This window comes from Blastomonas sp. CCH9-A1 (assembly GCF_001557175.1).
GTDB classification, from domain to species: Bacteria; Pseudomonadota; Alphaproteobacteria; order Sphingomonadales; family Sphingomonadaceae; genus Blastomonas; species Blastomonas delafieldii_A.
The window spans coordinates 59,850-84,542 of record NZ_LSHM01000043.1; the positions used below are offsets into that span (position 1 = coordinate 59,850).

17 protein-coding genes and 1 riboswitch are annotated in these 24,693 nt (G+C 65.2%); of the genes, 5 read left to right on the forward strand and 12 right to left on the reverse strand.

Translation table 11 applies throughout. The features are described from left to right. Positions 1-142 precede the first annotated feature (142 nt). The 3 genes from AX725_RS13460 to AX725_RS13470 all read left to right on the forward strand — a co-directional run bounded on the left by AX725_RS13460 (position 143) and on the right by AX725_RS13470 (position 4,563). On the forward strand, positions 143-2,275 hold the full coding sequence (locus AX725_RS13460) for a sodium-translocating pyrophosphatase (protein WP_060980289.1): 2,133 nt from the start codon (positions 143-145) through the stop codon (positions 2,273-2,275). 205 nt (positions 2,276-2,480) lie between these two features. Further along, positions 2,481-3,683, forward strand: a complete 1,203-nt coding sequence (locus AX725_RS13465) for a GNAT family N-acetyltransferase (RefSeq protein ID WP_157759188.1) — start codon at positions 2,481-2,483, stop codon at positions 3,681-3,683. Beyond that, positions 3,676-4,563, forward strand: coding sequence for a cupin-like domain-containing protein (locus AX725_RS13470; RefSeq protein WP_060980303.1), 888 nt, complete (start codon positions 3,676-3,678; stop codon positions 4,561-4,563). Before AX725_RS13465 ends, AX725_RS13470 begins: the two co-directional genes overlap by 8 nt. 6 nt (positions 4,564-4,569) lie before the next feature. Here the strand turns inward: AX725_RS13470 and AX725_RS13475 are convergent, their stop codons facing one another. From AX725_RS13475 to AX725_RS13495, 5 genes are all read right to left on the reverse strand, one after another. After that, on the reverse strand, positions 4,570-5,343 hold the full coding sequence (locus AX725_RS13475) for an ABC transporter ATP-binding protein (RefSeq protein ID WP_060980291.1): 774 nt from the start codon (positions 5,341-5,343) through the stop codon (positions 4,570-4,572). Next, positions 5,340-6,329, reverse strand: a complete 990-nt coding sequence (locus AX725_RS13480; RefSeq protein ID WP_060980292.1) for a FecCD family ABC transporter permease — start codon at positions 6,327-6,329, stop codon at positions 5,340-5,342. Before AX725_RS13480 ends, AX725_RS13475 begins: the two co-directional genes overlap by 4 nt. Beyond that, the gene (locus AX725_RS13485) at positions 6,326-7,258 is read right to left on the reverse strand and encodes an ABC transporter substrate-binding protein (protein ID WP_208598132.1); all 933 of its coding nucleotides are present in this window, start codon (positions 7,256-7,258) and stop codon (positions 6,326-6,328) included. Before AX725_RS13485 ends, AX725_RS13480 begins: the two co-directional genes overlap by 4 nt. Before the next feature lie 107 nt (positions 7,259-7,365). Continuing rightward, positions 7,366-9,258 carry a TonB-dependent receptor plug domain-containing protein gene (locus AX725_RS13490; protein ID WP_060980294.1) on the reverse strand — a complete coding sequence of 631 codons (1,893 nt, stop codon included), beginning with the start codon at positions 9,256-9,258 and terminating at the stop codon, positions 7,366-7,368. Positions 9,259-9,409: 151 nt separating this feature from the next. Continuing rightward, positions 9,410-9,598: riboswitch (cobalamin riboswitch) on the reverse strand. Positions 9,599-9,674: 76 nt separating this feature from the next. After that, entirely contained in the window at positions 9,675-10,871 is a 1,197-nt protein-coding gene (locus AX725_RS13495) for a thiolase family protein (protein ID WP_060980295.1), read from the reverse strand. Between the two features lie 107 nt (positions 10,872-10,978). Here AX725_RS13495 and AX725_RS13500 point away from each other — a divergent pair, with 107 nt between their 5' ends. Next, a complete protein-coding gene (locus AX725_RS13500; protein ID WP_208598133.1) occupies positions 10,979-11,782 on the forward strand; it encodes a prepilin peptidase in 804 nt (267 codons plus the stop codon). Here AX725_RS13500 and acs read toward each other — a convergent pair. Next, on the reverse strand, positions 11,779-13,725 hold the full coding sequence (acs, locus tag AX725_RS13505; protein ID WP_060980296.1) for an acetate--CoA ligase: 1,947 nt from the start codon (positions 13,723-13,725) through the stop codon (positions 11,779-11,781). The genes AX725_RS13500 and acs overlap by 4 nt on opposite strands. Positions 13,726-13,991: 266 nt before the next feature. Here acs and AX725_RS13510 point away from each other — a divergent pair, with 266 nt between their 5' ends. Further along, the gene (locus tag AX725_RS13510) at positions 13,992-16,130 is read left to right on the forward strand and encodes a TonB-dependent receptor (protein ID WP_066044438.1); all 2,139 of its coding nucleotides are present in this window, start codon (positions 13,992-13,994) and stop codon (positions 16,128-16,130) included. A 201-nt stretch (positions 16,131-16,331) separates the two neighbouring features. On the opposite strand, the gene AX725_RS13515 is transcribed toward AX725_RS13510, so the two are convergent. The 6 genes from AX725_RS13515 to AX725_RS13540 all read right to left on the reverse strand — a co-directional run bounded on the left by AX725_RS13515 (position 16,332) and on the right by AX725_RS13540 (position 24,413). Further along, entirely contained in the window at positions 16,332-17,939 is a 1,608-nt protein-coding gene (locus tag AX725_RS13515; RefSeq protein ID WP_099046577.1) for a long-chain fatty acid--CoA ligase, read from the reverse strand. Positions 17,940-18,012: 73 nt separating this feature from the next. After that, entirely contained in the window at positions 18,013-21,498 is a 3,486-nt protein-coding gene (gene dnaE / locus AX725_RS13520) for a DNA polymerase III subunit alpha (protein WP_066114750.1), read from the reverse strand. Positions 21,499-21,542: 44 nt separating this feature from the next. Next, a complete protein-coding gene (locus AX725_RS13525; protein ID WP_060980299.1) occupies positions 21,543-21,881 on the reverse strand; it encodes a hypothetical protein in 339 nt (112 codons plus the stop codon). Between the two features lie 153 nt (positions 21,882-22,034). Continuing rightward, positions 22,035-22,511 (reverse strand): glutathione peroxidase, encoded by a 477-nt coding sequence (locus tag AX725_RS13530; protein ID WP_066114749.1) that lies wholly within the window; start codon positions 22,509-22,511, stop codon positions 22,035-22,037. Next, a complete protein-coding gene (locus AX725_RS13535) occupies positions 22,508-23,182 on the reverse strand; it encodes an ABC transporter ATP-binding protein (protein ID WP_060980301.1) in 675 nt (224 codons plus the stop codon). Before AX725_RS13535 ends, AX725_RS13530 begins: the two co-directional genes overlap by 4 nt. Further along, positions 23,175-24,413: a lipoprotein-releasing ABC transporter permease subunit gene (locus AX725_RS13540; RefSeq protein ID WP_060980302.1), complete on the reverse strand. Its 1,239-nt coding sequence runs from the start codon at positions 24,411-24,413 to the stop codon at positions 23,175-23,177. Before AX725_RS13540 ends, AX725_RS13535 begins: the two co-directional genes overlap by 8 nt. Positions 24,414-24,693: the final 280 nt, after the last annotated feature.

Sequence of the window (24,693 nt, forward strand, 5' to 3'; positions counted from 1 at the left end):
GAGGCCAGCCACCTCCTAACTTTATTAAGTTGCACGATTGCAACACCCGCTTATACCTATGCGCGGGGGACGCTGACGTTCATCAAGGGCGCGGTGATCGCCTGTTCGGCCGAGAGGCCATCGCTTTTTGGGAGAGCGACGCATGAACGTGGTCTTGATTGCCATCCTTTGCGGGGTGGTCGCAGTCCTTTATGGCATTTTCACCAGCAGACAGGTTTTGAGCCAATCGCCCGGCAACGCGAGGATGCAGGAGATTGGCGCGGCGATCCAGGAGGGCGCGCAGGCCTATCTCGGACGTCAATATCGTACCATCGCCATTGTCGGCATCGTGATGCTGGTGCTGGTCTGGGCGCTTCTCGACAAGTTCGGCAACCCCGTCTCCGCCATCGGCTTCGTGCTTGGCGCGGTGCTTTCGGGCGTGGCGGGCTATATCGGCATGAACATCTCGGTGCGCGCCAACATGCGCACCGCACAGGCGGCGAGCACCTCGCTTCAGGCGGGCCTCACCCTCGCCTTTCGCGCGGGTGCGATCACCGGAATGCTGGTGGCGGGCCTCGGCCTGCTCGCGACCGCAGGCTATTTCTATTATCTCTATGCCATAGCGGGCCATGGCCTGAGCGATCCCGAGGACCGCAACATCGTCAACGGCCTCGTTGCCCTCGCCTTCGGCGCGTCGCTGATCTCGATCTTCGCGCGTCTGGGCGGCGGCATATTCACCAAGGCGGCGGATGTCGGCGCGGACCTGGTCGGCAAGGTCGAGGCAGGCATTCCCGAGGACGATCCGCGCAACCCTGCGGTAATCGCGGACAACGTGGGCGACAACGTCGGCGATTGCGCCGGCATGGCCGCCGACCTGTTCGAAACCTATGTCGTCACCATCGGCGTCACCATGGTCGCCATCGCGCTGCTGGTGGCGGGCGACGATGCCGCGCTGCTGCCGCTGGTCGGCCTGCCGCTCGGCCTGTGTGGCCTCTGCGTCATCACCTCGATCATCGGCACCTATTTCGTCCGGCTGGGATCGGGCGGATCGATCATGGGCGCGATGTACAAGGGCTTTGCGGTGACGGCGATCCTTTCGGCGATCCTGCTCTATTTCGTCACCGACGCCGTGGTCGGCATGAACACCGCCTATGCGATGAAGACCGCCGATGCGGCGGGACCGGAAACCTTTACCGGCATGGACCTGTACCTCACCATGCTGGTCGGGTTGGCCGTGACCGGGCTCATCATCTGGATTACCGAATATTATACCGGCACCAACTATCGCCCGGTCCAGTCGATCGCCAAGGCATCGGAAACCGGGCACGGCACCAATGTCATCCAGGGACTGGCGATCAGCCTCGAGGCGACCGCGCTGCCGACGCTGCTGATCGTCGTCGCGGTCATCATCGCCTATCAGCTGGCAGGGATCGTCGGCATCGCCTTTGCCGCAACCGCGATGCTCGCACTGGCGGGCATGGTCGTGGCGCTCGATGCCTATGGCCCGGTAACCGACAATGCCGGTGGCATCGCCGAGATGGCAGGGCTGGACGACAGCGTGCGCGAGAAGACCGATGCGCTCGATGCGGTGGGCAACACCACCAAGGCGGTGACCAAGGGTTATGCCATCGGTTCGGCAGGCCTGGCCGCATTGGTATTGTTCGGCGCGTACACGACCGACCTCAAGGAATTCTTCCCTGACGTACCGGTCGATTTCTCGCTGTCCAACCCGTACGTCATCGTCGGGCTGCTGCTCGGCGCGCTGCTGCCCTATCTGTTTGGCGCGATGGGCATGACCGCAGTGGGCCGCGCGGCAGGATCGGTGGTCGAGGAAGTGCGCGAGCAGTTCCGCACCAATCCCGGCATCATGGCGGGTACGTCCAAGCCGAACTACGCCCGCACTGTCGACCTCGTCACCAAGGCCGCGATCAAGGAGATGATCATCCCCTCGCTGCTGCCGGTGCTGGCGCCGATCGTGGTCTATTTCGTCATCACTGCCGTGGCGGGCCAGGCCAACGGCTTTGCCGCGCTGGGCGCGCTGCTGCTCGGCGTGATCGTCTCCGGCCTGTTCGTCGCGCTGTCGATGACCAGCGGCGGCGGCGCCTGGGACAATGCCAAGAAATATATCGAGGACGGCCACCATGGCGGCAAGGGATCGGACGCGCACAAGGCGGCGGTGACCGGCGATACCGTGGGCGATCCGTACAAGGATACGGCGGGCCCGGCGGTCAATCCGATGATCAAGATCACCAACATCGTCGCACTTTTGTTGCTCGCGGCGCTTGCAGCGGGCTAACCTATGCGATAGCCTTTCGATCTGAACGACAACTGGCCCCGCTGGCTTCGCGCCTGGCGGGGCTTTTTCTTGGGCTGCCGCCCCGATGAAGCGGCGCGCTTAACGGGTTAACCATTTCACTTAAGCTGTTGTTTTGCATTCGCTGCCTATAGCATCTGCGGGGGGCCGCGATCGTCGCAGGCTGATGCAGGAACGCGAATACGGCATGGATCAAGGCCTTGTCATGGCTGGATCGCCCGGCGCCGCACAGGCGGCTCCGGCCTTGCGAGTCGCCCTGCTCGATCCTGTGAGGCTCGATCCTGCGTTCCTGTCCGCCTGGCACCGCCTCGCCGATCACGCGAGCGAACCCAATTTTTTTCATGCCCCGGACTATCTTGTTCCCGCGATCCAGCATTGCGATGCGCTCAAGCGCGCGCGGATCGCTGCGCTGACCGATAACGGCCAGCTCGTCGGACTGATGCCGATCGCGCGCGAACCTTATTACGGACGATGGCCGGTGCCGCACGGCCAGAACTGGCGGCATCCCAATTGCTTTCTCGGCACGCCGCTGGTGAAGCCGGGGCACGAACGCGGCTTCTGGCAGGCGCTGCTTTCGGATCTCGACGGTCGGATGGACGCCGGGCTGTTCCTCCATCTGCACGGCATTGCCACCGACGGCCCGGTCTTCGCGGCGCTCGAACAGCTCTGTCGCGATCAGCGCCGCGCATGCGACATTGTGCTCGCCGAAGAACGCGCGATGCTCGCCACCACCATGGCAGGGCAGGCCTATTACGAGGCGGTGGTGCGCAAGAAGAAGCGCAAGGAAATCGCACGTCTGCGCAACCGGCTCGCCGAACTCGGTACGGTCGAGACCGTTCAGGGTACAGGCGATGCCGGGCTCGATGCCTGGCTGGCCGAGTTTCTCGCGCTCGAACAGGCGGGCTGGAAGGGTCGCAACGGCTCGGCGCTCGCCGACCATCCCGAAACGCGTGCGCTGTTCCTCGATGCGACGCACCGCGCGCATGAAGCGGGCAAGCTGCACCTGATCGCAATGCGGCTCGACGGCAAGCCGCTGGCGATGCTGGTCAATTTCCTCAGCCCGCCGGGCGGCTTCTCGTTCAAGACCGCGTTCGATGAGGATTTTGCGCGCTATTCGCCCGGCGTGCTGTTGCAGATCGACAATCTCGACATATTGCGCGACCATGATCTCGCCTGGATGGACAGCTGCGCCGCCGAAGGCCATCCGATGATCGACAGTCTCTGGGCCGAACGTCGGCATGTCGCGCGTGTTTCGGTCGGCCTCAGGGGCTTTGGCCGCCCTGCTCTGTTTGCCGCCTTCCGCCAGGGCGAACGCTTCATGGACCGCCGCCGCGCGGCCAGCGCCCCGGCGCCTGCCCCTTCCTCTCCGATGGAGAATGACGATGACTGACCAGCCGCACCCCGCCGGTTTTTCCCGGACCACCACCGGGAGCGTATTCACCGACGATGCCAAGGCACGCTTCGCGCTGTGCTATCCGGAAACCGCGCATATCCTTAACCACGGGCTGTTGCAGCATCCGCTGATGGAGCTGGAATCGCTCGCGCAACTGGGCGAGGCGTTGCCGGAGAAATCGCTCGAGTATAATCGCGGCGACCTGCCCATCGGCATCCGCCCCGAAGACGTGCCCAAGACCGGCCTCAGCATCGGCGAGACGATCCGCGGCATCGACAGCGCCAACAGCTGGTGCGTGCTCAAGAATATCGAGCAGGTGCCCGCCTATCGCGACCTTCTGATGAGCCTGCTCGCCGAGCTGCGCGACGTCACCGACAAGACCACCGGAGCCATGCTGCGGCCCGAAGGCTTCATCTTCGTCTCTTCGCCCGGATCGATGACGCCCTATCATTTCGATCCCGAGCACAACATCCTGCTGCAGCTGCGCGGCACCAAGACGATGACGGTGTTCCCGGCAGGCGACCCGCGCTTTGCCGCGCCGGAAGCGCATGAGGCCTATCATTCGGGCGGCGGCCCGCGCAACCTGCCCTGGGACGATGGCTTTGCGCCGCACGGCACCGACTATCGGCTAGAACCCGGCCAGGCGATCTTCGTGCCGGTGATGGCACCGCATTATGTGCGCAATGGCGACAAGCCCTCGATCTCGCTGTCGATCACTTGGCGTTCGGAGTGGAGCTATGCCGAAACCGACGCGCATGCGATGAACAGCGTGCTGCGCAAATATGGCTTCCGCCCCTCGCCGCCGCGCCGCTATCCGGTCAACAATCTGGTGAAATCCTACGGCTATCGCGCGCTGCGCAAGCTGGGGCTCGACTGACGCCGCTTATCGGCCCACCAGCACCCGGATCGCGCCATCGCTCTGGGTGACAGTGGCGTGGATGCCATAAATCGCCTCGATCCAGTGCGGGGTCATCGTCTCGGCGACGCTACCGCTGGCGAGCGTGCGGCCTTCGCTCATCCAGACCAGCCGATCGGCAAACAGCGCGGCCAGATCGAGATCGTGCAGCACGACCAGCGCACCGCCGCCGCGATCGACAAAGCTGCGGATCAGCCGCATCACCTGATGCTGATGGCGCGGATCGAGCGAGGCGACGGGCTCGTCGGCGACCATCAGCGGGGCCTGCGAGGCGAGCGCGCGGGCGATATGCACCCGCGCCAGTTCGCCGCCGGACAGCGTATCGGTGGCGCGGTTCGCCAGCGCCAGAAGATCGCAGGCCGCGAGCGCATGCGCGACTGCAATGGTGTCCGCCTCGGCCAGCCTGGCAGGCGCCGCACCATAAGCGAAGCGGCCAAGCGCGACCACATCGCGCACCCGGATCGGCCAGGCGAGATCGCGCATCTGCGGGAGATAGGTCACAGCGCGCGCACGCTCGGTCGGGGTCAGAACGCCAGGGTCTCGTCCCGCCAGCGTGGCCATGCCGCTATCGGCGCGCGCCAGGCCCAGCGCGACGCGCAACAGGCTGGTCTTGCCCGCGCCATTGGGGCCGAGCAGAATCACGAGTTCGCCGGGATTCAGCGCCAGCGAAGCCTGATTGAGCAAGCTCGCTCCTCTGATCGAAAGGCTCGCCTCGGTGACGTTCAGACCCGCCTCGCTCATCGTACCGCTCCCCGCCGGATCGCGATCATCACGAACACCGGCGCGCCGATCAAGGCGGCGACCACGCCGAGTTTGAGCTCGGTATCGCCGGGGATAATCCGCACCGTGATATCCGCGAGGATCAGGATCAGCCCGGAGAGCAGCGCGCTCGGCACCAGCACGCGCGCGGGATCGTGCCCGACCCAGGGGCGCACCAGATGCGGCGCGACAATGCCGACAAAGCCGATCGCGCCCGCCAGCGCCACTGCGCCGCCGGTCGCCAGCCCTGCGCCGAGCACGACCAGCATCCGCTGGCGCGCGACATCAAGCCCGACGCCGGCCGCCGCTTCCTCACCCAGCGCCAGTGCTGTCAGCCCGCGCCGCGCCGCTATCAGCAGCGCTGCCCCGGCAGCAATGAACGGGGCGCTGAGCGCGAGATCATCGAGGCTGCGATTGGCGACCGACCCCATCATCCAGGTGACCATATCGGCCAGCGTGAACGGGTTGGGAGCAAGGTTCATCAGCAGCGACATGATCGCCCCCGAGAAGCTGGAAATGCCGACCCCGACCAGAATCAGCGTCACCACCGACCGGGTACGCGGCGCCGCCCAGGCGATGATCGCGGTCGCCGCCAGCGCGCCGGCAATCGCCGCCAGCGGCAGCGCGAACGGCATGAGGGCTGCAAGCCCGTAAAACAGCGCCACGGTCGCAAACAGCGCCGCCATCGCGGAAACGCCGAGCACGCCGGGCTCTGCCAGCGGATTGCGGAGCAGGCCTTGCAGCGCCGCGCCGCTCAGCCCCAATGCGCCGCCTGCGACCAGCGCCGCGAGCGCCCGCGGCAGCCGTACCTGCCACACGACGAGCATGTCGCCCGGCTCGCCCATGCCCAGCAAAGCCGCCGCCATGCGCGCGGGCGGCAGCGGGACAGATCCAAGCAGACAGGCCGCGACCAGCGCGATCACGATCCCGACGACCAGTCCTGGGATCAGCCAGCGTGTGCGGGTCATAGCTGTGCGCCTCTGGCCCGCGCCATCGCCTCGGCGGCGTCGAGCACGAACCAGCCGCCGCACGCGGTCCATGCGCCTTCAAGCCCGATGATTGGATGTTCGCTCGCCGTGCGCATCAACGGATGCCGTGCCGCACTCCACTGATCGGGATTGTAGTCGCGCCGTCCGAACCAGGCGACCGCGACGCGATCAGGCTTTTCATAGGCCAGCCGCTCGAGCGGCAGCGGTTGCCAGCCGGGCTCGGTCTGGAAATTGCGGTATCCGGCGAGTTCGATGAGTTCATGGATCAGCGATCCGGGTCCGGTGGTGACCCCGCCGGGGGTGGCATAGAGCAGGGTTGGGCCGCCTTTTTTATTCATCCTCTCCGCGTTCCCGAGCGAAGTCGAGGGACCTGCGCGCAACCCTGGGCGATCACGTCCCTCGACTTCGCTCGGGACAAACGGATATGGGTGTCTAAGTGCAGCCACCCGCGCATCCATCTCGCGGGCGATCCGCTCGCCCCGCGCCCGCTCGCCCAGCTGTCCGGCGGTCTCGATCAGCACGCGCCGCACGCCCGCCAAATCCTCGGCATAGCCCAGCTGCAACACCGGCACCCCGGCGCGCGCGAAGAACGCACCCGCGTCCGCACCGCCACCATAGCTGCGCACGACCAGATCGGGCTTGAGCACCAGCACGTCCTCGGCGCGCGGGGCAACCTTGGGCATGCCTTTTGCCGTCTCGCGCATATACGAGAAATCGCGCGTGGCATCGGGCGAGAGCGCGAGAATGCGCTCCCGTCCGAGAAGTTTCAGCACATATTGATCCGCGCAATAATCGAGGCTCACGACCCGCATCGCCCGAACCGGAGGTTCGAGTGGTGCGGGTGTCGCGGCCTTGCCCAGCGAGCAGGCGGTGAGGATGCTGCACATGGCGAGCAACAAAGCGCCCACCCCCAACCGTTTGTCCCGAGCGTGTCGAGGGACCTTGCACAACCGATGCGCGCACGTCCCTCGACTTCGCTCGGGACAAACGGAGAAAGGGGGGAGAACCCTTGACATCACATCTTCAACCTGACCCCCGCATAGCCCGCACGTCCGGGCACGCCATAATTGAACGCGGTCTGGTACGCCTCGTCAAACAGGTTTTCGACCCGGCCATAGACTTCCAGATTGTCCGAGATGCTCCAGCTAGCGCGCAGATCGACGCGGACATAGCTGTCGAGCCGCACGGTGTTGGCGACATCGTCGAACGTGTCGCCGACCATCAGGAAGGTCGCGCCCAGCGCCGGCCCCCAGGGGGATTTCCAGTCGACAAGCACCGAGGCGCTGTCCTTGGCGCGCCGCGCGAGCCGGTTTCCGAAATTGACCCGGCCCGAAAAGTCCGCTTCGCGCGAGCGGTTCTCGGTATCGACCAGGCTGTACTGTGCCTGCACGGTGAAATTGGGCACCGGCTGCATCCACAGGCCAAGCTCCACGCCTTGCGCCCGCGCCGCCGCAATATTCTCGAGGCTGAACGTCGCCGAAGAAAAGACGATAAGGTCCTCGGTATTGCGGCGGAACCAGGTCGCCTGCGCGCGGAGCTTGCCGTCGATCAGCGACTGTTCGATCCCCGCATCATAGCTGCGCGCTGTTTCGGGGCGCAGATCGGGATTGCCGAATGCGGCGAGTTGCTCGCTGAGCGCCGGGGCGCGGAAACCCTCGGCATAGGTCGCGCGGATCACGGTATCGCCGTCATTGGGCGTATAGGCGATATTGCCGCCCAGGCTGGTCTTGCTGCCGAACACCTGCTGGTCGTCGACGCGCACCCCGCCGGTGACGGTCAGCCCCTTGAGCGGTCGCACGATGGCCTGGCCGTAATAGCTGGTCATGTGCACGTCACTGACATCGGGCGCAGTGTTGAACGAGGGGAAGAAGGTGCTCGCCTCGCTCTGCTCGTGCTCGACGCCGAACACCAGCGTCAGCGCATCGGCCACGTCGGCCACGCCCTGATATTCGAACCGGTCGAGCGTGCCCTTGGCGCGCGCGGGGTTGAACGATCCGGGTGTCGGATCGGTGGTCACGCGCTTGATGTCGGTGCGGGTATAGGCGATGCGGTTGCGGAAACGACCGTTGAACAGCGCCACGTTCAGCCCGGCATAGCCGACGAACTGGCGGCTGTCGGTCACGGGCAGTGTATCGGCAGGCGGGTTATCGAATTCGGCCTCGCCATCGGTATAGAAGCCGCGCAGATCGAGGCTGATCGCATCGCTGAACGCGACGCGCAGCTTGCCGTTGAGCGTCAGGTTCTTGAACCCGTCCTTCTCGGTGGCACCATTGCGCTCATCCGAAGCGCTGATGCCATCGGTGCGGAAATAGCTCCCGCCGAGACTTCCCGAAACGATTCCGGTCTTGCCCGACACGCTGGCGACCAGTTGGCCGGTGTCGCGATAGCCATATTCGCCGCGCGCATTGGCCTGCAGCCCCTCGCTCGGCTCGATCGTGGTGATGTTGATGACGCCGCCGATCGCCTGGCTGCCCCAGATCACCGAATTGGGTCCACGCAACACCTCGACCGACCCGATATTGCCGGTCAGGATCGAGCTGAAATCGAACGCGCCCGAGGGCGATGACGGATCATTGATGCGCACGCCATCGACCAGCACCAGAGTCTGCGAGCTGTCGCCGCCGCGGATGAACACGCTGGTTGTACCGCCGGGGCCGCCGTTGCGCGCAACGCTGATGCCGGGCAGCGTCTGCAGCACGTCGCTCAGCACCTGGGTCTGGCGGCGGTCGAGCTCGGCCTTGTCGACCACGGTGATCGACTGGCCGGTCTCGCTCCGCTTCTGGACGATGCGACTGGCGGAGACGACGATATCGTCGTCCTGGTCGTCGGTGGCAGACTGCGCATGGAGCGGCGTGGCCACGGCCAGAGCAAGCGCGGACACGGTGAAACTGCGGATGAATTTGGACACGGTTTTCCCTCAGCCCCAGCCGCCGCCGAAGCGGAAGGGCAGATGAACGACATTAAGGCCCGCCGGGATCGCTCCCGGACGCGACTATGGCCTGTGGCATGTCGTTACGAAGGAAAAAACTTTCCCATCCGAACAGGCTGGACCCGGCCCCCGGATGAACGACGCGATGGCAGGTCTCCTGGCTCGTCGATCATCGCCTCGGGCCGTCTTCCCGGGATCGCTCCCAGTGACATAGTGGCCGTCGGCTCCCGACTGACAGTTGCGGGCACAGCGCCGGATTTGCACCGGCTTCCCTCTTCGCCCCCCGGCTAAGGGAGGAACCATCTGGATGCGCAATTGCTGGATTTGGGCAGGCTTGTCAATCCGGCCTTACAAAAGCCCCGGCCTGCCCTGCTGACAGGCCGGGCTTCAGGGGATCAGATCAGCTCGACCGCAACCGCCGTCGCCTCGCCGCCGCCGATGCAGAGCGATGCGAGACCGCGCTTGCCGCCATGTGTCTGCAGGGCGGAAACCAGCGTGGCGATGATTCGCGCACCGCTCGCGCCGATCGGGTGGCCAAGTGCGGTCGCGCCGCCATGCACGTTGATCTTGTCGTGCGGGATGCCGAGGTCGCGCATCGCGATCATCGACACGCAGGCGAACGCCTCGTTGACCTCGAACAGGTCGACATCGTCGACGCTCCAGCCCGCCTTTTCCAGCGCCTTGCGGCTGGCATCGACCGGCGCGGTGGTGAAGCGCGCCGGCGCGTGCGCGTGGGCGGCGTGCGACACGATCCGCGCGACGGGCTTGAGGCCCAGCCTGTCGGCCACGCTCTGGCGGGTCAGAACCAGCGCCGCTGCACCGTCGGAGATCGACGAGGCATTGGCAGCGGTGATCGTGCCGTCCTTGGCAAACGCCGGCTTCAGGCTCGGGATCTTCGACGCGTCGCCCTTGAGCGGCTGTTCGTCCTTGTCGATCGTCTCGGTGCCCTTGCGACCGGTGATCTCGACGGGGACGATCTCGCGGTCGAAGCCGCCCGAGCTCTGCGCCTTCTGTGCGCGGGTCAGCGAGGCGATGGCATAATCGTCCTGGTCCTGGCGGGTGAACTGATATTCGCCTGCGGTTTCCTCGGCAAAGCTGCCCATCGCGCGGCCGGGTTCATACGCGTCCTCGAGTCCGTCAAGGAACATGTGATCCATCACCCGGTCATGGCCAATGCGCGCGCCGCCGCGATGCTTGGTGAGCAGATAGGGCGCATTGGTCATGCTCTCCATACCACCTGCCACCAGCAGATCGACCGAGCCCGAGGCCAGCGCCTCTGCCCCCATGATCGTCGCCTGCATGCCGCTCCCGCACATCTTGTTGACCGTGGTCGCCTCGACCGATTGCGGCAGGCCGGCCTTGAGCGCGGCCTGGCGCGCCGGGGCCTGGCCTAGCCCAGCCGGCAGCACGCAACCCATATAGATGCGCTCGATCGCATCGCCCGAAACCCCAGCCCGCTCGACCGCCGCCTTGACGGCAGTCGCGCCGAGATCGGTGGCGCTGGCGCCCGAGAGCGAACCCTGGAAGCTGCCCATCGGCGTGCGCGCATAGGAGACGATGACGACGGGATCGGCGGCGGAAAATGCGGTCATGGCATGAGTCCCTTTTCGAATGTGGTGAAAGCGCCTTCCCCTAGGGCCAGCGCGATTGCAAGAGGCTTGGAGTACAAAGCGCTTGGCCTGTCTCGGGGCGAGCCGCTATGCGCAAGGGCGCTGCCGATCCCCGGCATTGGGCCAATTTCGTTATGTATGCGCCGCTGCTCGACCATCCGGTGATCGCGCCCCTTGCAGCGGCAATCCTTGGCGCAATCTTCGGCAGCTTTATCGGCGCACTGGTGGTGCGCTGGTCCGCGGGGCGATCGATCCTGACCGGGCGGTCGCAATGCGATGCTTGCGGTGCGCAGCTCAAGCCATGGCAGCTCGTACCCGTCCTGTCCTATCTTTTGCTGCGCGGACAATGTGCAGCATGCGGCGCACGGATCGGCTGGCAAAGCCTGGCGATCGAGCTTGGTGCCGCGGCGATTGGTGCGGTGTCGCTGACGCTGCATCCCGGGGCGCAGGGCCTGGCCATCGCCGCGTTGGGCTGGCTGCTGCTGCCGCTCGCGCTGCTCGATCTGCGCCAGTACTGGCTGCCGCAGCCGCTCACCGCTGCGCTGGCGCTGGGCGGACTGGCGAGCGCAGCATGCGGCATCGCGCCCGACTGGAGCAGCCGCCTGATCGGCGCAGGCGCGGGTTTCGTCGGGCTTTGGCTGATCGCGCTGCTCTATCGGTTGACGCGCGGGCGCGAGGGGCTAGGCGGCGGTGATCCGCTGCTGCTCGGAGCAATCGGGCTGTGGCTCGGCTGGCAGGCGCTGCCACTCGTGCTGCTGATCGCCAGCGGCCTCGGGCTTGCCGTCGCGCTGGTGCTGCAGCGGCGCGGCCATGATCTCGACGCCGCCACCCGCTTCCCGCTCGGCACGCTGATGGCGCTTGCCGCCTGGCCGGTGGCGCTGCTCGGCCCTTAGACCGAACCGCGTCCGGCAATCAGCGCGTCGACCACGGAAGGGTCGGCAAGCGTGCTGGTATCGCCGAGCGAACCGAACTCGTTCTCCGCGATCTTGCGCAGGATGCGCCGCATGATCTTGCCGCTGCGCGTCTTGGGCAGCGCCGGCGTGAAATGCAGATGGTCGGGCGTGGCGATCGGGCCGATCTCCTTGCGCACCAGTGCCTTCAGCTCCCCGGCCAGCGCTTCGTCGGCCTCCTCGCCGACGTTCAGCGTGACATAGCAATAGATGCCCTGCCCCTTGATGTCGTGCGGAAAGCCGACCACAGCAGCTTCGGCAACGCGCGGGTGCAGCACCAGCGCGCTTTCGACCTCGGCCGTGCCCATGCGATGGCCCGAGACGTTGATGACATCGTCCACGCGGCCGGTGATGCGGTAATAACCGTCTTCATCGCGCTTGCAGCCATCGCCTGTGAAATATTTGCCCTTATAGGTGCTGAAATAGGTCTGCACGAAACGCTCGTGATCGCCATAGACGGTGCGCGCCTGGCCGGGCCAGGAGGCGGCGATGCACAGATTCCCTTCTGTCGCGCCGTCCAGGATATTGCCATCGGCATCGACCAGTTCGGGCCGGATGCCGAAGAACGGCAGGCCCGCGCTGCCCGGCCGCATCGCATGCGCGCAAGGCAGCGTCGTGATCATGATGCCGCCGGTCTCGGTCTGCCACCAGGTATCGATCACCGGGATGGCGTCCTTGCCCACGGTGCGCCGGTACCAGCGCCAGGCCTCGGGATTGATCGGTTCGCCGACCGACCCGATCAGCCGCAAGGCGCTCAGGTCGTGCTTCTCCACCGGCGCTTCGCCCTCGCGCATCAGCGCGCGGATCGCGGTGGGCGCGGTGTAGAAGATGTTGACGCCATGCCGCTCGCACATGTCCCAGAAACGGCTGTGATCGGGATGGTTGGGCACGCCTTCGAACAGCAGGCTGGTCGCGCGGTTGAGCAGCGGGCCATAGACCGAATAGCTGTGCCCGGTGACCCAGCCGATATCGGCGGTGCACCAATAGACCTCGCCGGGGCGGTAATCGAAGGCATAATGAAAGGTCGTCGCGACCCAGACGGCATAGCCGCCGGTGGTGTGGAGTACGCCCTTGGGCTTGCCGGTGGAGCCCGAGGTATAGAGGATGAACAACGGGTCCTCCGCCGCCATCGGTTCGCACGGGCAGGTCGCGGGCACGGTCGCCGATAATTCGTGATACCAGTGGTCGCGCCCCTCGGTCATCGCGATTTCGGCCCCGGTATGACGCACGACCAGCACTGCATCCACGCTGATCCCGTGATCGGTGAGCGCGGCGTCGACATTGGCCTTGAGCGGCACCGTCTTGCCTCCGCGCATTCCCGCATCGGCAGTGACGATGAAGCGGCTCGCGCAATCCTCGATCCTCCCGGCAAGCGCCTCGGGCGAGAAACCGCCGAACACCACAGAATGGATCGCGCCGATGCGCGCGCAGGCGAGCATCGCGATCGCGCCTTCGAGCACCATCGGCATGTAGATGGTCACCCGGTCGCCCTTGACCACGCCGAGCGCCGTCAGGGAGCTGGCGAAGCGCTGCACCTCGGCGAGCAGCGCATCATAGCTCAGCGAGCGGACATCGCCGGGGGTGTCGCCTTCCCAGATCAACGCGGTGTCGGCGCCATGCCCCGCCAGCACATGGCGGTCGACCGCGTTGTAGCACAGGTTCAGCTCGCCATCGTCATACCAGCGGATGCGGACCGGATCGAAGCTCGAGCGGTTGATATGCGTCGGTCTCGAACTCCAGTCGATGCGATCCGCCTGCAGCGCCCAGAATCCGTCCGGATCGCGCAGCGACGCTGCATAGAGTTCCGCATACTGCGTCGGCGTGCACCAGGTCTGTGCATCCTCAGGCGCCGGGATCAGGGCTTCGGCGGCGGTCTCTTGGCTCATCTTTCGGGTCCTCGCGCGATGACGGCCCTTGCAGCCGCTTCGCCCGTCTTTCTGCCCGACCGCATCTTCACGAGCAACCCGTCGCAAACTGTCATATCCTGGTCAAATAGCGATTGATATAACATTACACGAGTGCTAGCCGCCCCTCCGACTCCGCGGTTCCGGGTGCATGGCAAGGCCCATAGCGCAAGGGCAGCGGACACCGGATTGCCGGTCAACGGCAGCCTTTCTTCCTTTTTCAGAGTCCCCAGGGAGCATAACAGAACATGCGTCGCACGCTTCTCACCGTTACCTCGTCGCTTTCGCTCGCTACCGCGCTGCTTGCCCCGCTTCCCGCCCTGGCACAGCAGGCCGCTCAAGCCGAGGAAACCGCACAGGAAGATGATGACTTCCACAAGAGCGGCGGGATCATCGTCACCGCGCCATTCGTCCGCGATCTCAGCATCCTGGCCGGCACGTCCGAGCTTTCGGGCGACACTCTGGCGCGCGAGGCGCGCGCGCAGATCGGCGACGCACTGACCAAGCTGCCCGGCGTCTCGGCGACCAGCTTCTCACCCGGTGCCTCGCGCCCGGTGCTGCGCGGCTTCCAGGGCGAGCGCATCCGCGTGCTCACCGACGGCATCGGCACGATCGACGTGTCGAACACCTCGCCGGACCATGGCGTAACGGTCGAGCCGATCATCCTCGACCGGGTCGAGGTGCTTCGCGGCCCTGCCGTGCTGCTGTTCGGCGGCCAGGCGGTCGGCGGCGCGGTCAACGCCATCGACAAGCGCATCCCGCGCGAGGTGCCCGAAGAGCCGTTCCATCTCGACGCACTCGCCACGTACGGATCGGCTGCGGACGAGCGCAGCATCGGCGCGAGCCTCGATGTTCCGCTGACCTCGAAGCTGGTGCTCCACCTCGATGGTAGCTACCGCAAGTCCGACGACCTGCGCGTGGGCGGCTTCGTGCTGTCGCCCGGTCTTCGCGCCGAGCAACTTGAAGAGGCTGCGGAAGAGCGCGCCGAGGGCAATCTGGAGGACGCAGCTGAAGCCGAGGAACTGGCCGGCCTGCGCGGCCGCATCCCCAATACCGGCACCGAAACCTACAGTCTTGGCGCGGGCCTTGCCTATATCGGCGAAGGTGGCAGCTTCGGTATTTCGGGCAGTTATTACAACAGCCTGTACGGCGTTCCCGAACGCCCCGGCGCCGGTCACCATCATGGTGAAGAGGAAGGTGCTGGCGGCGAGGGGGAAGAGGGCCCCGTCACCATCGGCCTTGACCAGTTCAAGGTCGATTTCCGCGGCCAAGTCGATCTGCCCGGCTTTTTCGAGGCACTGCGCCTGCGAGCGGCCTATGCCGATTTCAAGCAGACCGAGTTCGAGGGCGACGAGGTCGGCACCGTGTTCCGCAACAACGGCATCGAATCCCGGCTCGAGCTGGTCCAGCGCGAACGCGGCGGCTGGCGCGGCGCGAGCGGCGTGCAATATGTGCATCGCGATTTCAGCGCGATCGGCGCGGAAGCCTTTGTTCCGCCCAACACCACCGATCAGGTCGGCATCTTCACGCTGCAGGAAGTGCGGCTGGGCAAGATCGAACTCGAGGGCGCAGGCCGCTTCGACCGTGTCGTGGTAAAGTCGCAGGATGTCGGCGTCGAGCGGCGGTTCAACTCCTATTCGTTCGCGGCGGGTCTCGCCTATCTCCCGACCGACCAATTGAAGCTCGGCGTCAACCTCAACCGCGCCCAGCGCGCGCCTGCGGCCGAAGAGCTGTTCTCCAACGGACCGCATATCGCCACACAAGCCTTCGAGATCGGCAACCCGAATTTCACGACCGAAAAGAGCTGGGGCGGCGAAGCCTATATCCGCTATTCGACCCCGGACGTGAACCTCTCGCTCACCGGCTTCTACAACCGGTTCGATGACTTCATCATCGACGTGCCGACCGGCGAAGAAGAAGACGAGCTGCCCGTCTTCCAGTTCATCCAGAACGATGCGAAATATTATGGCCTGGAAGCCGAAGCCTCGGTGGTCTTCGCGCGCGCGGGCGGCTTCAAGTTCATCGCCGATGGCGTCGCCGACTATGTCCATGCCTCGCTCGACGGCCTGGGCCCGGTACCGCGCATCCCGCCGCTGCGCCTGCTCGGCGGGCTGGAAGCACAGAGCGACACGCTGAACGTGCGCGCCGAGGTCGAATGGTTCGACGATCAGGAACGCAATGCCAATTTCGAGACGCCGACCGAAGGGTTCACGCTGGTCAATGCCAGCGCCTCGTGGAAGCCGTTCGGCGCTTCGCGCGGCGTGACACTGATTGCATCGGCGAACAACATCTTCGACGTGGTCGGCCGCCGCGCCGCCAGCTTCACCAAGGACTTCGCGCCCTTGGGCGGCCGCGACTTCCGCGTCTCGGCGCGATTCAGCTTCTAAACCAGGCGTCCGCGTACCAAAAGCCCTCCCCCTTGATGGGGGAGGGTTGGGTGGGGGTGATTTCTCCAAATCGTGCAAAGATGCGTAATCGAGCCAACTTGACCCGGCCGCACCATCACCCTCACCGCTGCGGCTAGGCTCCTGCGTCGCCAAGCCTCGCTGCCTCTCCCATCAAGGGAGAGGCGTTTTGCAAGCAGTCTCTCAAACCGTCGGCAACACGTGGTCCCTGAACTGGTCGCGCAGCGCCGTTTTCAGCAGCTTTCCGGTCGCGCTGTGCGGCAGCGATTCGACGAACACGATGTCGTCGGGCAGCCACCATTTGGCGACATGCGCCGACAGGTGCGCCAGAATCGCGTCCTTGCTCGGGCTGGTGCCGGGCTTGGGCACCACCAGCAGCAGCGGGCGCTCGTCCCATTTCGGGTGCGGCAGACCGATCGCGGCGGCTTCGGCGACATCGGGCATGCCGACCGCCGCATTCTCCAGATCGACCGAGCTGATCCATTCGCCGCCCGACTTGATCACGTCCTTGGCGCGGTCGGTAATCTGCATCACGCCATCGGGATGGATGACCGAAACGTCGCCGGTGTCGAACCAGCCGTCCTCGGTGAGTGCGTCGGCTTCCGCCTTGAAATAGCGCTTGATGATCCACGGCCCCTTGATCTGGAGCCGGCCGCTCGACTTGCCGTCGCGCGGCAGCACGTTGCCCTCGTCATCGACCACGCGAAGTTCGACGCCGAACGGCACGCGGCCCTGCTTCGTGACCAGATCGAGCTGCGCCTCGAAATCGAGATCGTCCCAATCGGGCGACGGCGCGCCCATCGTGCCGATCGGCGAGGTTTCGGTCATACCCCAGGCATGGTTCATCCGCGCGCCCATCTTCATGATCCGCTCGCACATCGCCCGCGGCGCCGCCGACCCGCCGATGGTGACCACCTGCAGATATTCGGGCTTCTGCCCCGTGGTGTCGATATGCTGGAACATCGCCAGCCACACGGTGGGCACACCTGCGGAATGCGTGACCTTTTCGGTGTTCATCAGGTCGCACAGCACGGCAGGATCGTTGACGGCGGAAAAGACGAACTTGATCCCCGCTGCCGCGCCGGCAAAGGGCAGGCCCCAGGCGGCCGCATGGAACATCGGCACGACGGGCAGCGCCACCGATTGCGGCGACAGGCTGAACACCGCCGGCTGCATCTCGGCCAGGGCATGGATCACGGTTGAGCGGTGCTCGTACAGCACGCCCTTGGGATTGCCCGTGGTGCCCGAGGTATAGCAGAGCATGCACGGATCGCGCTCCGACCCTTCGTGCCAGCGATAGCCTTCGTCGCCGGTGTCGAGCAGCGCCTCGAAGCCTTGCACGTCCGATCCGGCGGGCGGATCGAAACAGACATAATGCTCGATCGTCGTCCAGCGGCTCTTCATCTTGTCGATGATCGGCTGGAATGCTGCGTCATAGCACAGCACCTTATCCTCGGCATGGTTGGCGATATATTCGAGCTGCTCCTCGAACAGGCGCGGGTTGATGGTGTGGATCACCCCGCCCATGCCGATCGCGCCATACCAGGCGACGAGATGGCGGCTGTGATTCATCGCGAGCGTCGCGACGCGGTCGCCGGGCTGCAGGCCCAGCTTCACCAGCGCGCTCGCCAGCCGACGCGCGTCGCGGGCAATCCCTGCCCAATGGGTCCGGGTCTGGCCGCCGTCCGCCCAGCGGGTGACGATTTCACGCGTGCCGCTCTCGCGCTCGGCATGGTCGAGCAGCCGCATCACGCGCAATTCATAATCCTGCATTCCGCCAACGATCATCATTCTCTCCCAGATCTTGAGGCTCTCGCAGGGAGCCGGTTTGACCTGGATGAGAAAGCCCGAAGCGGCGATCAAGTCAACTGACGAGGCGCAATTCCGGGCGTCCGGCGGCAAGCTGTTCGATATCGCGGACGTTCAGCCCCTCAACCAGGCGCAGCGCAGCCTGCGTTTCGCCATCGAGCCGGAAGCGGTTGCCCAGGCACACCGGCATCACCCGTCCCTCGCCCATGATCAGCCGCGCATGCAGTTCGTCCTGCCCGCTTCCGGCTGGCCCGAGCAATTCGGCGAGCCGCGACAGCGCATCGGGATGATGGACATCAATATGCGCACGATGCCGCAGCACGACCTTGATCTGGTCGAGCGGCCGCGCCCGGCGGATGGTCGCGCGCGGGGCCTGTTCCTCGCTCGAACGGTCGAATTCGAGCTCGATCAGCAGACAGGCCGATTGCGCCGCCCATTCGGGCATCGAAGCGACGATCTCGTCATCGAACGAGCTTGCCGAGAACTGGCCGGATTCATCCGACAGGTCGACCATCACGAAGGTGCTGCCGCGCTTGGACTGCCGCCGGTTGCAGCCTTCGACCAAAGCGGCGACCTTGGCGGTCTTGCGCTCGCCGACGCGCACCTCGAGCGTGTCGACCAGCAGCTGATAGGGCCGCGCGCCCTGTGCCTTGGCGGTCGCGGCAAATTCGGTCACCGGATGCGCGGAGAAGAAGAAGCCGAACGCCTCGCGCTCATAGGTCATCTTCTCGCCCATCGCCCAGGGCTTGGCGGGCGCCAGACGCAGCGACTGGCCCGGCTGCTGGACATCGCCGAACAGCCCGCCCTGCCCGCTGGTGCGCTGGCGCTGCGCCTCGGCGGCAACTGCCATGACCGTATCGGCCGAGGCATGCACGACCGAACGCTCGAGCCCCAGCCCGTCGAACGCGCCCGCTGCGGCAAGGCTTTCGATCTGGCGCTTGTTGACGGCCCCCGCGTCGATCCGGTCGGCGAGATCGCCCAGCGACTTGAACGGCCCGCCCGCTAGGCGCGTCGCGACCACGCCCTCCATCGCCTTTTCGCCGACATTCTTGAGCCCCGCGAGCGCATAACGCACCGCGAGGCCGTCTGCCGTCTGCTCGACCGAGAACTCGGCCTCGCTCGCGTTGATGCACGGCGGCAGGCAGGCGATCCCCAGACGGCGCATATCGTCGACGAAAATCGCAAGCTTGTCGCTCTGGTGCATGTCGAAGCACATCGAGGCAGCGAAGAACTCGTGCGGGTGGTGCGCCTTGAGCCAGGCCGTCTGGTACGCGAGCAGCGCATAGGCCGCCGCGTGCGACTTGTTGAAGCCATAGCCTGCGAACTTGTCGATCAAATCGAACAGCTCATTGGCCTTCTTGGCATCGATGTCGTTCTTCGCGGCACCCTCGACGAAGCGGCCGCGCTGCTTGTCCATCTCCGCCTGGATCTTCTTGCCCATCGCGCGGCGCAGCAGGTCTGCGTCACCCAGCGAATAGCCCGCGAGAACCTGCGCGGCCTGCATCACCTGTTCCTGATAGACGATGATGCCGTAGGTCTCCTTCAGGATATCCTCGAGCAGCGGGTGCGGATAGGTGATCGGTTCGCGGCCGTTCTTGCGCGCGCCGAAGCTCGGGATATTGTCCATCGGGCCCGGACGGTAGAGCGAGACGAGCGCGATAATGTCGCCGAACGCGGTCGGCTTCACCTGCGCGAGCGTGCGGCGCATGCCTTCGGATTCGAGCTGGAACACCCCGACGGTATCGCCGCGCTTGAGCAACTCGTAGGTCTTGGCATCGTCCCAGGGCAGGCGCGACAGATCGACCTCGACGCCGCGTTTCGCCAGCATCTCGACCGCCTTGTGCAACACCGAGAGCGTCTTGAGGCCGAGAAAGTCGAATTTCACCAGCCCTGCCGTCTCGACATATTTCATGTCGAACTGCGTCACCGGCATGTCCGAACGCGGATCGCGGTACAGCGGCACGAGTTGCGCCAGCGGACGGTCGCCGATGACGACCCCGGCAGCATGGGTCGAGCTGTGGCGCGGCAGGCCTTCGAGCTGCATGGCGAGGTCGAACAGCGTCTTGACCTCGGCGTCATCGCGATACTGGTTGCGCAGTTCATCCACCCCGGCCAGCGCGCGGTCGAGCTTCCACGGGTCGGTCGGGTGGTTGGGGACGAGCTTGCACAGGCCATCGATGCGGCCATAGCCCATCTGCAGCACGCGGCCCGTATCGCGCAGCACCGCGCGCGCCTTCAGCTTTCCGAAGGTGATGATCTGCGCGACATGATCGCGGCCGTATTTCGCCTGCACATAGCGGATCACCTCGCCGCGCCGCGTTTCGCAGAAGTCGATATCGAAGTCGGGCATCGACACGCGCTCGGGGTTGAGGAAGCGTTCGAACAGCAGGCCAAGCTTGATCGGATCGAGATCGGTAATCGTCAGCGCCCAGGCGACCGCCGAGCCTGCGCCCGATCCACGCCCCGGCCCCACCGGGATATTGTGATCCTTGGCCCATTTGATGAAATCGGCCACGATCAGGAAATAGCCGGGAAAGCCCATGCCGACGATGACATTGACCTCGAATTCAAGACGGTCGAAATAGGCCTTGCGCTCTTCCTCGGTCAGGTCGGGATAGGCCTCGAGCCGCTTTTCCAGCCCGGCAAACGCATCGGCGCGCAGCTGCGCCGCTTCGCCCTCGAGATCGCCCGCCAGGCTGGGCAGGATCGGCTTGCGCTTGGGCGGCGCATAGGCACAGCGCTGCGCAACGACGAGCGTGTTGACCAGGGCTTCGGGCAGGTCGCTGAACAGCTCGCGCATCATCGGGGCGGACTTGATCCACGCCTCGGGCGAGCTGCGGTCACGATTGGCAGCGCCAACATATTCGCCGCGCGCGATGCACAGCATCGCATCATGCGCGGCGTGAAAGCCCGGATCGGCATAACAGGCCGGGTTGGTCGCGACGAGCGGCAGATGGCGCGCATAGGCCAGGTCGAGCAGCGCGTTTTCCGCCAGCGTCTCGATCTCCTCTCCGCGGCGGCACAGCTCGATATACAAGCGGTCGCCAAACAGGCTCTGGAGCTGGTCGCAATAGCGTTCGGCTTCATCCTGCTGTCCGGCGGCGAGCAGCTTGACCAAAGCCCCCTCGCCCGCTGCGGTCAGCGCGATCACGCCATCGGTGCGTCCCTCCAGCCGGTCGAACGGCACATGCGCAGGCAGTTCGAGCGGGCGGTCGAGATGCGCGTGCGAGACGAGATCGCACAGATTGTCATAGCCCTTCTCGTTCTGCGCATAGAGCGCCAGCCAGTCGAGCGTGGGCGAGGCCGGGTTGCTGCCGGGTCGCGCGACGCACAGCAGCGTGCCGACGATCGGCTGGATGCCTGCATCGAAACAGCCATCGGCAAAGGCCATGCCCGCATAGAGCCCGTTGCGGTCGGCCAGCGCGATTGCGGGAAAGCCGCGCGCATGCGCGGTCTTGGCGATCGCCTTGGGCTCGATCGCTCCTTCGAGCATCGTATAGGCGCTGAACACGCGCAGCGGGACGAAGGGTTCATAGGCCATGGGAAAACGCTACCGTTTGCCCCGCGATTCGAAAACCGGGGCGCTTACTCGCCAGTGGATAAGTCTTTCGCGGCGATCTTGCGCCGCACGTCGCGCACCGTCGACCAGATGCCGTAGAGGATCAGCACCGCGAGGAAGATCCACACCCAGACCGGAATGTTGCGCCCGGCAATGGCGAGATAGACATAGGCCGAGACGAAACAGGCGCCCGCGCACATGACCGGCAGCACCGTCGGCTTGCCCGCGCGGGCGTTACGCACCAGCCAGGCGATGCTGGCCAGGAACAGCGGGATCGCGCCGATATAGATGGTCGCGAAGATCACCGGATTGACGCCATATTGCGCGCCCAGTCCATTGGCCCAGGTGCTGATGGCGTCGATCATGGGTGCGGTGTCCTTGCTGTCAGGTCATTGTTCCACGTCACCCCCGCGCAGGCGGGGGTCCCGCTTCTACTCAAGAATATGAGAAAGCGGGATTCCCGCCTTCGCGGGAATGACGGGGCTATAGCAAAATTTTCGACCTGCGCACGTGCAGCGTTACAGCAGCTTCTCGATATCCGCCTTCAATTGCTCGGGCTTCACCATCGAACCGTAGCGCGCGACGACATTGCCCTTGCGATCGATCAGGAACTTGGTGAAATTCCACTTGATCGCGCGGCTGCCCATCAGCCCGGCCTGCTGGCTCTTGAGATACTTCCACAGCGGATCGGCTTCCTCGCCATTGACCGCGATCTTGGCAGAAAGCGGGAAGGTCACGTCATAGGTGAGCGAGCAGAAGTTCTTGATCTCTTCGGCATCGCCCGGCTCCTGCGCGCCGAACTGGTTGCACGGAAAGCCCAGCACCTCGAACCCGCGATCCTTGTATTCGCGATGCAGCGCCTCGAGCCCTTCATATTGCGGCGTGAACCCGCATTTGGAGGCCGTGTTGACGATCAGCAGAACCTGGCCCTGATAATCGGAAAGCGGCTTGGAGCTGCCATCGGGCAGCGGCATCGTGTAATCGAAAACGGTCATGCGATCCTTCCATCGTGCAGGCGGACAACCCGGTCCATGCGCGTGGCCAGTCGTTCGTTATGGGTGGCCACCAATGCCGCGCTGCCCTCTTCCCTTACAAGATGCAGGAACTCGTCGAACACTCTGTCGGCGGTCGCCTCGTCCAGATTTCCGGTCGGTTCGTCGGCAAGCACGACCCTGGGCCGGTTGGCAAGCGCGCGCGCGACCGCGACGCGCTGCTGCTCGCCGCCCGACAGCTGGCTGGGGCGATGATCGAGCCGCTGGCCGAGCCCGAGACGGGAAAGCAGTTCCGCTGCCCGGTCCGATGCCTCGTCGCGGGTGCGCCCCATGATCAACTGCGGCAGCACCACATTCTCGCGCGCGGTGAAATCGGGCAGCAGATGGTGGAACTGATAGACGAAACCCAGCGCCGTCTTGCGCAGCCGGGTGCGCCCGTTGCTGTTCAGTTGCGCCGCCTCTTCGCCAGCGATGCGGATCGACCCGGTAAAGCCACCCTCCAGCAGGCCCACCGCCTGCAGCATCGTCGACTTGCCCGATCCCGAAGGACCAAGCAGCCCGACGATCTCGCCCGGTTCGACCGCCAGATTGACGCCCTTGAGCACGTCGATGGTGACGCCGCCCTGCGCAAAGCTGCGGCGGACATCGGTGAGCAGGATGACGGCATCACTCATAGCGCAGCACCTGCACGGGATCGGTCGAGGACGCCTTGAAGGCGGGATAGAGCGTCGCCAGGAAGCTGAAGAGCAAGGCCATCAGCGCAATCCCCCCCACTTCGACCGGGTCGGTGCGGCTGGGAAGCTCTGTGAGGAAGCGGATCGAAGGGTCCCAGAGCTGCTGGCCGGTCACGAACTGGACCGCAAGCACGATGCTCTGCCGGAAATAGAGGAAGACAAAGCCCAGCCCCAGCCCCGTCACCGTGCCGAGCGATCCGATGATCAGCCCCACCGTGATGAAGATCTTGAGCAGCGAGTTGCGGCTGGCCCCCATCGTGCGCAGGATCGCGATGTCGCGGGTCTTGGCGCGCACCAGCATGATCAGCGACGAGAGGATGTTGAACACCGCGACCAGAATGATGATCGACAGCACGATGAACATCGCGACGCGCTCCACCGCCAGCGCCTCAAACAGCGAGGCGTTGATCGTGCGCCAGTCGTTGACCACCGCCTGGCCGCGCAGCTTCTGCTCCAGCGGCGCGAGAATCTCGCGCACCTTGTCGGCATCGCGCGTCGTCACCTCGATCATGCCGACTTGATCGCCGAGCAGCAGCAGGAGCTGCGCGTCCCTGATCGGCATGATGACGAACGCCTTGTCATAATCATAGACGCCGATCTCGACGATGGCAGCGACCTCGTACAATATCTCGCGCGGAACGGTGCCGAACGGGGTCGCGCGCCCTGCCGGATTGATGATGGTGATCTTGTCGCCGATCCTCACACCCAGATTCTGCGCCAGCCGCGATCCCAGCGCGACCTTCGACGCGCCTGCCTTGAGCTCGGCGACCGAGCCCAGCACGGTCTTGTCCTTGAGCGCGGCGATATCGGGTGCATCGGTGCCGCGCACCAGCACCGCTTCCACGCGCCCGTCGAAATTGATCAGCAGCGGCTGCTCGATCAGCGGCGATGCGGCGACGACACCGTCCATCTTGCGCGTTTCCTTGAGGATATCCTGCCAGTCGTTCAGCCGACCGCCATAGCCCTGCACCACCGCGTGTCCGTTGAGTCCGACGATCTTGTCGAGCAGTTCGGCGCGAAAGCCGTTCATCACGCTCATCACGATGATCAGCGCGGCGACGCCCAGCGCCACCGCGACCAGGCTGATGCCTGCGACCAGGAAGATGAACGCCTCACCGCGTCCGGGCAGCAGATAGCGCTTGGCGATCGTCCATTCGAATGTGGACAGCATGGAGGGGGAAGGATCCTTTCGGAACTGGCGCCATCCGGGGGATCAGCGGCGCTGCTCGGCTTTTTCCATTAACCAGCGCATGCAAGGCTGACAATGGCTGATCCCTGAACGAAGGCGTGTTGCACATAAAACACAGAAAGGATCAAAAATGACGGCATGCCGCGAATTTCCCTAGCGCCTGAGGTCGCATTACGGAATCATGACAACGCGGATAAAGCGGCTACGGCCATGGGTTCGGGGATAGTTTCCGTCGTTTTGGGGAAAGCGGCGGTTACCGAGG

Coding starts and splice junctions, on each gene's coding strand:
- AX725_RS13530 (WP_066114749.1), bottom strand. CDS start 22,511: ATGACCGTTTTCGATTACACGATGCCGCTGCCCGATGGCAGCTCCAAG.
- AX725_RS13470 (WP_060980303.1), top strand. CDS start 3,676: ATGACTGACCAGCCGCACCCCGCCGGTTTTTCCCGGACCACCACCGGG.
- AX725_RS13480 (WP_060980292.1), bottom strand. CDS start 6,329: ATGACCCGCACACGCTGGCTGATCCCAGGACTGGTCGTCGGGATCGTG.
- AX725_RS13495 (WP_060980295.1), bottom strand. CDS start 10,871: ATGACCGCATTTTCCGCCGCCGATCCCGTCGTCATCGTCTCCTATGCG.
- AX725_RS13500 (WP_208598133.1), top strand. CDS start 10,979: ATGCGCAAGGGCGCTGCCGATCCCCGGCATTGGGCCAATTTCGTTATG.
- AX725_RS13475 (WP_060980291.1), bottom strand. CDS start 5,343: ATGAGCGAGGCGGGTCTGAACGTCACCGAGGCGAGCCTTTCGATCAGA.
- dnaE (WP_066114750.1), bottom strand. CDS start 21,498: ATGGCCTATGAACCCTTCGTCCCGCTGCGCGTGTTCAGCGCCTATACG.
- AX725_RS13465 (WP_157759188.1), top strand. CDS start 2,481: ATGGATCAAGGCCTTGTCATGGCTGGATCGCCCGGCGCCGCACAGGCG.
- acs (WP_060980296.1), bottom strand. CDS start 13,725: ATGAGCCAAGAGACCGCCGCCGAAGCCCTGATCCCGGCGCCTGAGGAT.
- AX725_RS13535 (WP_060980301.1), bottom strand. CDS start 23,182: ATGAGTGATGCCGTCATCCTGCTCACCGATGTCCGCCGCAGCTTTGCG.
- AX725_RS13525 (WP_060980299.1), bottom strand. CDS start 21,881: ATGATCGACGCCATCAGCACCTGGGCCAATGGACTGGGCGCGCAATAT.
- AX725_RS13460 (WP_060980289.1), top strand. CDS start 143: ATGAACGTGGTCTTGATTGCCATCCTTTGCGGGGTGGTCGCAGTCCTT.
- AX725_RS13515 (WP_099046577.1), bottom strand. CDS start 17,939: ATGATGATCGTTGGCGGAATGCAGGATTATGAATTGCGCGTGATGCGG.
- AX725_RS13540 (WP_060980302.1), bottom strand. CDS start 24,413: ATGCTGTCCACATTCGAATGGACGATCGCCAAGCGCTATCTGCTGCCC.
- AX725_RS13510 (WP_066044438.1), top strand. CDS start 13,992: ATGCGTCGCACGCTTCTCACCGTTACCTCGTCGCTTTCGCTCGCTACC.